We start from the raw sequence: 8,430 nt of genomic DNA, 5'->3' as shown, positions 1-8,430 counted from the left end.
CACCGGCGCGGGCAGGATCGACAGCGCCGAGGCCAGCGCGTCGCGCCCGACCTTGGCGCCGCAGCCGCCGCACATGGGCTTGCTGCCGAGCGCCTCTTCCATGCCTTCCGCGTGGTGGCGGGGCAGGGGCGGCGGCGTCATCTGCGGCAAGTCGTTGAACTTGCGCATGAAGGTGCGGTCGATGTGGTCCTTCCAGCGCCACATGAGCGGGCCGGAGAGGGCCAGCCCCGCCTTGTCTGCAAGCGCCGATTTGCGGCCCAGAGAGATCAGCTTGAGGTAATCGCGCTGCGGGCGGTAGGCGCGAAGGTCCGTGCGACCTTCGAGCGCGGCGCGCAGGTTGTGCAGCAGGATCGGCGCCTCGCGCACCGCGAAGACCCCGGCCTTGGGGCGAGGGGTCTCGGTGAGATGCGCACAGTCACCTGCGGCAAAAATCGCGGGGTCAGAGCTTTGCAGGGTCGGGGCGACCTTGATGAAGCCATCCTGCAGGTCGAGCCCGCTTTCTTGCAGCCAGCCCTGCGCCCGGGCACCCGCCGCACCGGTGACGAACGCGGCGTCGACCTCGCGGTCGTCGGCAAGGCGCAGGCCGCGATCGGTCACCTCGGTGACCTCGGCGTTCTCGATCAGCGTGACGCCCTGCGCGGCAAGCGCGTTGCGCAGCCTCAAAGCGGCGCGGGGCCGCAGGGCGGTGACTGCGGTGGCCCGCTCGATCAGGTGCACCTGCGCCGGGCGGCCGCGCTGTTGCAGGGCAAAGGCCATGGCACAGGCAAGCTCGGCCCCGGCCACGCCGCCGCCGATCACCGCCGCCGAGGCAGCGCCGCTGCCGTCCCGATACGCCGCCCAGGCCGAGGCGAAGGGGCCGAGCGGCTTGGCGGGCAGGGCGTGTTCGGCAAAGCCCGGCAGGTCCGGCATGGCCGAGGTGACGCCGATGTTCACCGAGGCGAGGTCGAAGCCGATGGGCGCGCGGCCCGCCACCTGGACCTGCCTTGCGGCGCAGTCGAGGCCGGTCACCGCGCCGAGGATTACCCGCGCCCCGGCGAAGCGGGCGAGCTTCACCAGGTCGATGTCGAGTTCGTCGCGCGCGTAGTGCCCTGAAACGAACCCAGGGAGCATGCCCGAATAGGGTGCCGTGGGGCCGGGGTTGATCACGGTCAGCCGCGCGCCCGGCAGTGGCTTCATCCCCCACATGCGCAGCAGCAGCGCGTGCGAATGGCCGCCTCCGATGAGGACGAGGTCGCGGGTGAGGGGCAGGCTGGGCGCGCGCATGGAGATCTCCGGCTGGTCGGCCCGGGATGTAGCACGGCTCGTGCCGGGAGGGGGAGGGGGGATGCCCACCTCCGGGGTCGGCCCGCGTGTCTGCAGCCGCGCGCGAGGGGGCGCTGCCCCCTCTTGGCCTTCGGCCAATTCACCCCCGGCGTATTTGCAAAGAGAAGAAGGGGCCGGGCCGGTCGCGTGAGATCAGACGCGGTTGCCCTGTGCTCTCGCGACCTCCGCGACGATCCCGGCGGGGCCGGCCGGGATGATGCGCGGGGGGGTTGAGCGCCTTGATGCCGTAGTAGCCCGCCTTGATGTGGTCGAGGTCCACGGTGCTTGCGATGCCGCCGGTGTTCAGCATGCGCAGCATGTGGGCGTGCAGGTGGGGGTGATCCTCGAGCCGCTTGATGTTGCACTTGAACAGCCCGTGGTAGGCGGCATCGAAGCGGATCGAGGTGACGAAGATGCGGATGTCGGTCTCCGTCAGCCGGTCGCCGAAGTAGAAGGGCCGGCCATCTGACAGGTGCTGCTCCATCCGGGCCATTTCCTCGAAGAGCTGGGTGACGGCCTCGTCATAGGCCTCCTGCGTGCTGGCAAAGCCGGCCTTGTAGACGCCGTTGTTGTAGCGCGGGTAGATCTGCGCATTGGCCTCGTCGATTTGCGCGAGCAAATCCTCTGGGGCGAGACGGAGGTCCGACGGGGCGATCGCCTCGAAGGCGGTGTCGAACATGCGTACGATGTCGGCGCTCTCGTTGTTCACTAGGACGCCCTGTTTCTCGTCCCAGAGCACCGGCACCGTGGCGCGGCCCGAGACGTGCGGGTCGGCACGGGTGTAGAGTTCGTGCAGGTAGCTCGCGCCGTAGAGCGGGTCTTCCTCCGCGCCGGGAAAGCCGCCGAAGCTCCAGCCCTGGTCATCGAGCCGCGGGTTCACCACGGTGACCGGGATGATCTCTTCGAGGCCCTTGAGTTTGCGGGCGATCAGCGTGCGAGAGGCCCAGGGGCAGATCAGCGCCACGTAGAGCCGGTAGCGACCGGACTCGGCCTTGAAGCCACCGGTCCCGGTGGGACCGGCGCTGCCGTCTGGGGTGATCCAGTTGCGAAAGCTCGACTCCTGCCGCACGAAGCGTCCCTTTTCGTCTGCTTTCTGCACCGGCTGCCAGTTGGCGGTCCATTTTCCGTCGATCAGCATGGGGTCAGTCCTTCTGGCTCAGGGTGAAAGTGGTGCCCCAGGGATCGGTCAGCGGGGTCTCGGCGGGGGCGCGGCTGCGGATTGCGGCGATCTCTGCGGCGGTGCCGCGCAGCTCGATCTCGGTGAGCCCGGTGGCGGGGCCATTGCGCGGCCCGGCGCCGCGGCTGTTCCAGATGTTCGAGGCGAGGTGGTGGTGATAGCCGCCAGAGCCGTAGAAGGTGGCGCCCGGGTAGTGGTTGGTCACCGCCATTCCGAGGGTCTCGGCATAGAAGGCCTCGGCTGGGTCGAGTCGTCCGACCTGCAGGTGGACGTGGCCGACCACAGTTCCCTTGGGTGCGCCCTTCCAGCGGGTCGTGGCACTGCTTGCGACATCCTGCAGGTCGAGGTGGTTGGTGGCCATCTCGATCTCGCCGCCGCGGTGGGTCCACTGGTCGCGCGGGCGGTCTATGTAGATCTCGATGCCGTTGCCCTCGGGGTCGGCGAGGTAGAGTGCCTCGCTGACGAGGTGGTCCGAGGCGCCCTGCAGCGGGATGCGGGTCTCGGCGGCGTGGTGAAGCCAGGCGCCGAGATCGGCGCGCGAGGGCAGCAGGAAGGCGGTGTGGAAGAGCCCGGCCTCGCGCGGGGAATGGCGTGGCGCGCTTTTGTCCTGACGCAGCGCGATGAGGCTGCGGCCGGACGCGCCGAAGCGGGCCTCGGTGCCGTCATCGCTCAACTTCTCGAGGCCGAGCGCGGTTTGGTAGAAATCGCCGACCCTGGTCAGGTCGTTCACGGTCAGGCTCACCTGGCCGATGTCGAGGGGGGGCGTCGCTGGTTGCCATGATCTCTCTCCAGATGCTGTCCCGCGGGGCGGGAAGGGGGTGGCAGCGCTCGCTGCCGTTGAGGGGAATATGCGGTCTGGCCTTTCGGAAAGAAATGGCGAGTATGTGGTAATACTATCCTCGCTACGTTCGGAATATGCCATGGACATCGTCGACCAGATCCGCGCCTTCGTCGCCACGGCGCAAACCGGATCCTTCACCGCTGCAGCCGAGCGCATGGGGGTGTCGAACCGGCTCACCTCGAAATACGTCGCCGAACTCGAGGCGCGGCTCGGCACGCGGCTCCTGCAGCGCACCACCCGGCGGGTCGGGCTGACGCCGGCGGGAGAGAAGCTGCTGGCGCGGGCGCCGGCCTGGCTGGAGGAGTTGGAGGAACTGCTGGGCTCGGTCGAGGATGAGGCGCGGGGCTTTTCGGGCGTGCTGCGGGTGGCGGCGCCGCTGACGTTTGGCGAGATCTACGCCGCCGACCTGTTGAGCCGTTTCGCCGTGCCACACCCGGAGCTGTCGGTCGAGCTGCGGCTATCGGATGCCTATACCGATCTTGCGTCGGAGGGGATCGATCTGGCCTTCCGCATCGGAACGCTGACCGACAACACTCTGAAGGCGCGGCGATTGTGCCGTTTCAGCATGAAGCTCGTGGCCTCCCCCGCCTATATCGCCGAGGCTGGGGTGCCCGACGGTCCTGAAGCGCTCTCTGCCCATGCCTGCATCCACGACAGCAACCAGCGCAGCCCGCGCTGGCGCTTCGGTTCCGAGGGCGCGCTGCGCGAGGTGCAGATCGCCAGCCGTTTCGCGGTGAACAGCGCCCGCGTGGCGCGGGACATGGCGCTGGCGGGGCGGGGTATCGCCTATTGCCCGGAATTCGTGGTCACCGCCGACATCGAGGTCGGGCGATTGGTCGAGGTCCTGGCGGAGGTGGAAAAGCCCGTGCACGACCTGCACGCGGTCTATCTCGAGGGCGCCGTGCTGCCCCGCAAGGTGCGTGCGCTGGTCGATTTCGCCGCCGAGGACGTGAAGACTCACCTGCTGGCGGGGTAGCTCAGGCCTCGCAAGGCAGGGTGCCGAAGGTCTCATCGAAGCTGCGGCGCAGGGCGACGTCGAGATCGTCCATGGTCACCGGCAGGCCGAGATCGACCAGCGACGTCACGCCGTACTCGGTGATGCCGCAGGGCACGATGCCGCCGAAATGCGACAGGTCCGGCTCGACGTTGATCGAGATGCCGTGGAAGCTCACCCATTTGCGCAGGCGGATGCCGATGGCGGCGATCTTGTCCTCGGTCACGCGGCCGTCCGCCAGCAGTGGCTTGTCCGGGCGTTCGACCCAGACACCGACGCGGCCCTCGCGGATATGGCCGGTGACGTTGAACTCGGCGAGCGCGGCGATCACCCAGGCCTCGAGCTGCTGCACGAAGCGGCGCACGTCGCGGCCACGCTTGCCGACGTCGAGCATGACGTAGACCACGCGCTGGCCGGGGCCGTGATAGGTGTACTGTCCGCCGCGCTTGGTGTCGAAGACGGGGAAGCGGTCCGGCTCGCGCAGATCCTCGACCTTTGCCGAGGTGCCGGCGGTATAAAGCGGCGGATGCTCGACCAGCCAGATGAGCTCCTGGGCCTCGCCAGCGGCAATCGCCGCGGCGCGTGCTTCCATTAAGGCAACGGCCTCGTCGTAGCCGGTCAGCCCGTCTGTTGTGATCCATTCAACCATACCCGAGCGAGTAGGAGCATTCCCCGCGTCGGTCAATAGAGCGGGCCGCGGCGGCGCGTGCGGTCCCGACCGAGGGGCGAAAAGCGGGTCTTTCGCAGGTTGCCGTAAGGTCGTGTGAAGTTTTCGCAAAAAGGTTCAATTTTCCTCTTCACATCCCCCGCGGGCTTCGTTAGAGACCGCTTCACCAAGTCAAGACAGTGCGGTCGTGGCGGAATTGGTAGACGCGCAGCGTTGAGGTCGCTGTGGGGTAACTCCCGTGGAAGTTCGAGTCTTCTCGACCGCACCATCTCTCTCCTGAGATTGAAGAAAAGCCAACCCCGTTGGGGTGTTGAGCGCCCATAGGGCACTTGGAAATCCCGTTCGAAATATCCGGCTGTCGCGTGAGCCGCGGTCTGCTCCGCGTCTTGGGTGCGCGTCTTTCTATCCACCCGCGGATCGGCTAGGCCGGGCACAGCTCTTACGACAGGACCTGCAGATGCTTCCCTGGGATCTTCTCGCCACCGCCACCGCCCCCGAGGGTGACACGCTGCGTCTGTTCCGGCGCGGCGAGGAGTATTCCATCCGCCTCAGCGACGGGAACGAGTTGATGAACAGTCGGCTCGGCGGCTCCGAAGAGGCGCTGGCGACACTCGCCTTCGAGCGGCTGACCGGCCGCCCCGCGCCGCGCGTGCTGATCGGCGGGCTCGGCATGGGCTTCACCCTGCGCGCCGCGCAGGCGGTCGCGCCGTCTGGCGCGCAGCTCATCGTCTCGGAGATCGTGCCGGAGTTGATCGCCTGGGCGACGGACCACATGCGCGCGGTTTTCGGGAATTGCCTCGAGGATTCGCGGGTCGAAGTCCGGGCCGGCGACGTCGTCGCGGAGATCCGCTCCGCGCAGGGTGTCTATGATGCGATCCTGCTCGATGTCGACAACGGTCCCGGCGGGCTGACCCGTGCAGGCAATGACACGCTTTACGGCGAACGCGGCCTGCAGATGGCGCATCGGGCGCTGACCCCGGGCGGGGTCCTCGCGGTCTGGTCGGCGCATCCTGACGAGGGGTTCACCCGCCGGCTCGGGCGCAACGGCTTCGAGGCCAGGGCGCATATGGTGCGGGCGGGCCGAACCAAGCGCGGATCGCGTCACACGGTGTGGATCGCGCGGCGCAAGGGCGCCTGAGGGCGTTCCGCGGCGCACGCTCTCGCGGGTCTGCGCCGGGAGGCTTCGGCCATGCGTCATGTGCTGGACTGTTGGAGCGGGCTGCCGGGAGGGTGACGCGCGATGCGCGATGCGAGCCGGGTGTTTCGCCGGAATGCCGTGCCATGTTGGGTGAATGGCGGAGACGAAGGGATTCGAACCCTCGAGACGGTTTCCCGCCTGCACCCTTAGCAGGGGTGTGCCTTCGACCACTCGGCCACGTCTCCGCTGACGCGTATATCCAAGCGAACATGGGGACCACAAGGCGAAACTGGCCTGTCGGGAAAAAATTTCCACGCGGCGGAAAACCGATTGAAATGATGCGTTGAACCGACGTGGGAAAACCAGCCGGGGCGGCGCCTCCGGGGCAGTGTCGGCCAGTTGGGTCGGGGAATCCGGCCCTTTCGCGCCCGCCGCGCGTGCAGGCACGGGCAGGGCCCTCGGGGTGGGCGCACCAGAGGCGGCAGGGCGCGCACCCTCGCCCTGTGGAGCGCGCCTGCCGCCGCACTGGCAAGCCCGGGCAACATCCGCTAAGAGCGCGACAACTCCAGATTCATTCGCGGGACGAACATGGCACGTCATCTGATCACCTCGGCGATCCCCTATATCAACGGGATCAAGCATCTCGGCAACCTCGTGGGCAGCCAGCTTCCTGCCGACCTCTTCGCGCGCTACCAGCGGGCGCGCGGCAATGAGGTGCTCTTCCTCTGCGCCACCGACGAGCACGGCACCCCCGCCGAACTCGCCGCCGCCAAGGCCGGCAAGCCGGTGGCCGAGTATTGCGCCGAGATGCACGAGGTGCAGTCGAAGATCGCCGAGGGCTTCCGCCTCAGCTTCGACCACTTCGGCCGCTCGTCGAGCCCGCAGAACCACAAGCTCACCCAGCATTTCGCCGGGGTGCTGGCCGAGCGCGGCCTCATCCGCGAGGTGTCGGAGACGCAGATGTACTCGCCCACCGACGGGCGCTACCTGCCGGACCGCTACATCGAAGGCACCTGCCCGAACTGCGGCTTCGAGGACGCCCGCGGCGACCAGTGCGACAATTGCACCAAGCAGCTCGACCCGGTGGAACTGATCAACCCGCGCTCGGTGATCTCGGGCGCGACCGACCTCGAGATGCGCGAGACCAAGCACCTCTACCTCTGCCAGAGCCAGATCAAGGACGAGATCGAGGCCTGGATCGACAGCAAGACCGACTGGCCCGTGCTGACCACGTCAATCGCCAAGAAATGGCTGCACGACGGTGACGGGCTGCAGGACCGCGGCATCACCCGGGACCTCGACTGGGGCATCCCGGTCAAGAAGGGCGACGCGGACTGGCCCGGCATGGAAGGCAAGGTCTTCTACGTCTGGTTCGACGCACCGATCGAATACATCGCCTGCGCGCAGGAATGGGTCGATGCTGGCAAGGGCGATGACTGGGAACGCTGGTGGCGCACTGACAAGGGCGCGGAAGACGTGACCTACACCCAGTTCATGGGCAAGGACAACGTTCCCTTCCACACGCTGACCTTCCCCGCCACGATCCTGGGCAGCGGCGAGCCGTGGAAACTGGTCGACTACATCAAGTCGTTCAACTACCTGAACTACGATGGCGGCCAGTTCAGCACCTCGCGCGGGCGCGGCGTCTTCATGGACCAGGCGCTGGAGATCCTGCCGGCGGACTACTGGCGCTGGTGGCTGCTCAGCCACGCGCCGGAAAGCTCGGATGCCGAGTTCACCTGGGAGAACTTCCAGGCCTCGGTGAACAAGGACCTCGCGGATGTTCTGGGCAACTTCGCCAGCCGCGTCACCAAGTTCTGCCGCTCGAAGTTCGGCGAGGTGGTCCCCGAGGGCGGCGCCATGGGCGCGCTCGAGACCAAGCTGATTGCCGACCTCGCCGAGAAGATCCGCGAGTACGAGGCGCAGATGGAAGCGCATGAGGTGCGCAAGGCCGCCGGCGCGCTGCGCGCCGCCTGGGTGCTCGGCAACGAGTACCTGCAGGAAGCCGCGCCCTGGTCGACCTTCAAGACCGACCCCGAGACGGCGGCGATGCAGATCCGCCTCGCGCTGAACATGATCCGCCTTTACGCGGTGATCTCCTCGCCCTTCATCCCCGATGCATCGGCGCAGCTGCTGGCGGCGCTGAAGACTGAAGACGACGGCTGGCCGGGCGATCTCGATGCGGCGCTGGGCGTTCTGCCCGCGGGCCACGCCTTCGAGGTGCCCGAGGTGACCTTCCGCAAGATCACCGACGCCGAGCGCGAAGATTGGCAGGAGCGCTTCGCCGGGACACGCTGAGCCGGCTGCGGCT

The 8,430-nt window shown here is 67.7% G+C and carries 7 protein-coding genes and 2 tRNA genes; 4 read left to right on the top strand and 5 right to left on the bottom strand.

Features of this window, described 5'->3' with window-relative positions; all coding sequences use genetic code 11:
- The 3 genes from CLG85_RS10925 to CLG85_RS10915 all read right to left on the bottom strand — a co-directional run.
- Positions 1 to 1,263: slr1591 family oxidoreductase (locus tag CLG85_RS10925; protein ID WP_260348878.1), on the bottom strand; the 1,263-nt coding region annotated here is incomplete at its 3' end.
- 139 nt (positions 1,264 to 1,402) lie between these two features.
- Complete coding sequence (locus tag CLG85_RS10920) at positions 1,403 to 2,440, bottom strand: glutathione S-transferase family protein (RefSeq protein WP_260348877.1); 1,038 nt, start codon at positions 2,438 to 2,440, stop codon at positions 1,403 to 1,405.
- 4 nt (positions 2,441 to 2,444) lie between these two features.
- Positions 2,445 to 3,209 (bottom strand): VOC family protein, encoded by a 765-nt coding sequence (locus tag CLG85_RS10915; RefSeq protein ID WP_260348876.1) that lies wholly within the window; start codon positions 3,207 to 3,209, stop codon positions 2,445 to 2,447.
- A gap of 190 nt (positions 3,210 to 3,399) precedes the next feature.
- On the opposite strand from CLG85_RS10915, the gene CLG85_RS10910 reads away from it, so the two are divergent.
- A complete protein-coding gene (locus tag CLG85_RS10910; protein WP_095882957.1) occupies positions 3,400 to 4,296 on the top strand; it encodes a LysR family transcriptional regulator in 897 nt (298 codons plus the stop codon).
- Position 4,297: 1 nt separating this feature from the next.
- Here CLG85_RS10910 and lipB read toward each other — a convergent pair whose 3' ends face one another.
- Positions 4,298 to 4,963: a lipoyl(octanoyl) transferase LipB gene (gene lipB, locus CLG85_RS10905; RefSeq protein ID WP_095882956.1), complete on the bottom strand. Its 666-nt coding sequence runs from the start codon at positions 4,961 to 4,963 to the stop codon at positions 4,298 to 4,300.
- A 199-nt stretch (positions 4,964 to 5,162) separates the two neighbouring features.
- Here lipB and CLG85_RS10900 point away from each other — a divergent pair.
- Together CLG85_RS10900 and CLG85_RS10895 are read left to right on the top strand one after the other, a co-directional pair.
- Positions 5,163 to 5,249: transfer RNA gene (locus tag CLG85_RS10900), tRNA-Leu, on the top strand.
- Positions 5,250 to 5,438: 189 nt separating this feature from the next.
- On the top strand, positions 5,439 to 6,119 hold the full coding sequence (locus CLG85_RS10895) for a spermidine synthase (protein ID WP_095882955.1): 681 nt from the start codon (positions 5,439 to 5,441) through the stop codon (positions 6,117 to 6,119).
- Positions 6,120 to 6,274: 155 nt separating this feature from the next.
- Here the strand turns inward: CLG85_RS10895 and CLG85_RS10890 are convergent.
- Positions 6,275 to 6,364 (bottom strand) — tRNA-Ser (locus CLG85_RS10890).
- A gap of 343 nt (positions 6,365 to 6,707) precedes the next feature.
- Here CLG85_RS10890 and metG point away from each other — a divergent pair.
- Positions 6,708 to 8,417, top strand: coding sequence for a methionine--tRNA ligase (gene metG, locus CLG85_RS10885; RefSeq protein ID WP_095882954.1), 1,710 nt, complete (start codon positions 6,708 to 6,710; stop codon positions 8,415 to 8,417).
- Positions 8,418 to 8,430 lie beyond the last annotated feature (13 nt).

Source organism: Alloyangia mangrovi, from assembly GCF_002300555.2.
In the GTDB taxonomy this organism is placed as follows: Bacteria; Pseudomonadota; Alphaproteobacteria; order Rhodobacterales; family Rhodobacteraceae; genus Salipiger; species Salipiger mangrovi.
The sequence above is the reverse complement of the archived record's forward strand: the minus strand, read 5'-3'. Positions and strand labels throughout refer to the sequence as shown.

Coding starts and splice junctions, on each gene's coding strand:
- CLG85_RS10920 (WP_260348877.1), bottom strand. CDS start 2,440: ATGCTGATCGACGGAAAATGGACCGCCAACTGGCAGCCGGTGCAGAAA.
- CLG85_RS10910 (WP_095882957.1), top strand. CDS start 3,400: ATGGACATCGTCGACCAGATCCGCGCCTTCGTCGCCACGGCGCAAACC.
- lipB (WP_095882956.1), bottom strand. CDS start 4,963: ATGGTTGAATGGATCACAACAGACGGGCTGACCGGCTACGACGAGGCC.
- CLG85_RS10895 (WP_095882955.1), top strand. CDS start 5,439: ATGCTTCCCTGGGATCTTCTCGCCACCGCCACCGCCCCCGAGGGTGAC.
- metG (WP_095882954.1), top strand. CDS start 6,708: ATGGCACGTCATCTGATCACCTCGGCGATCCCCTATATCAACGGGATC.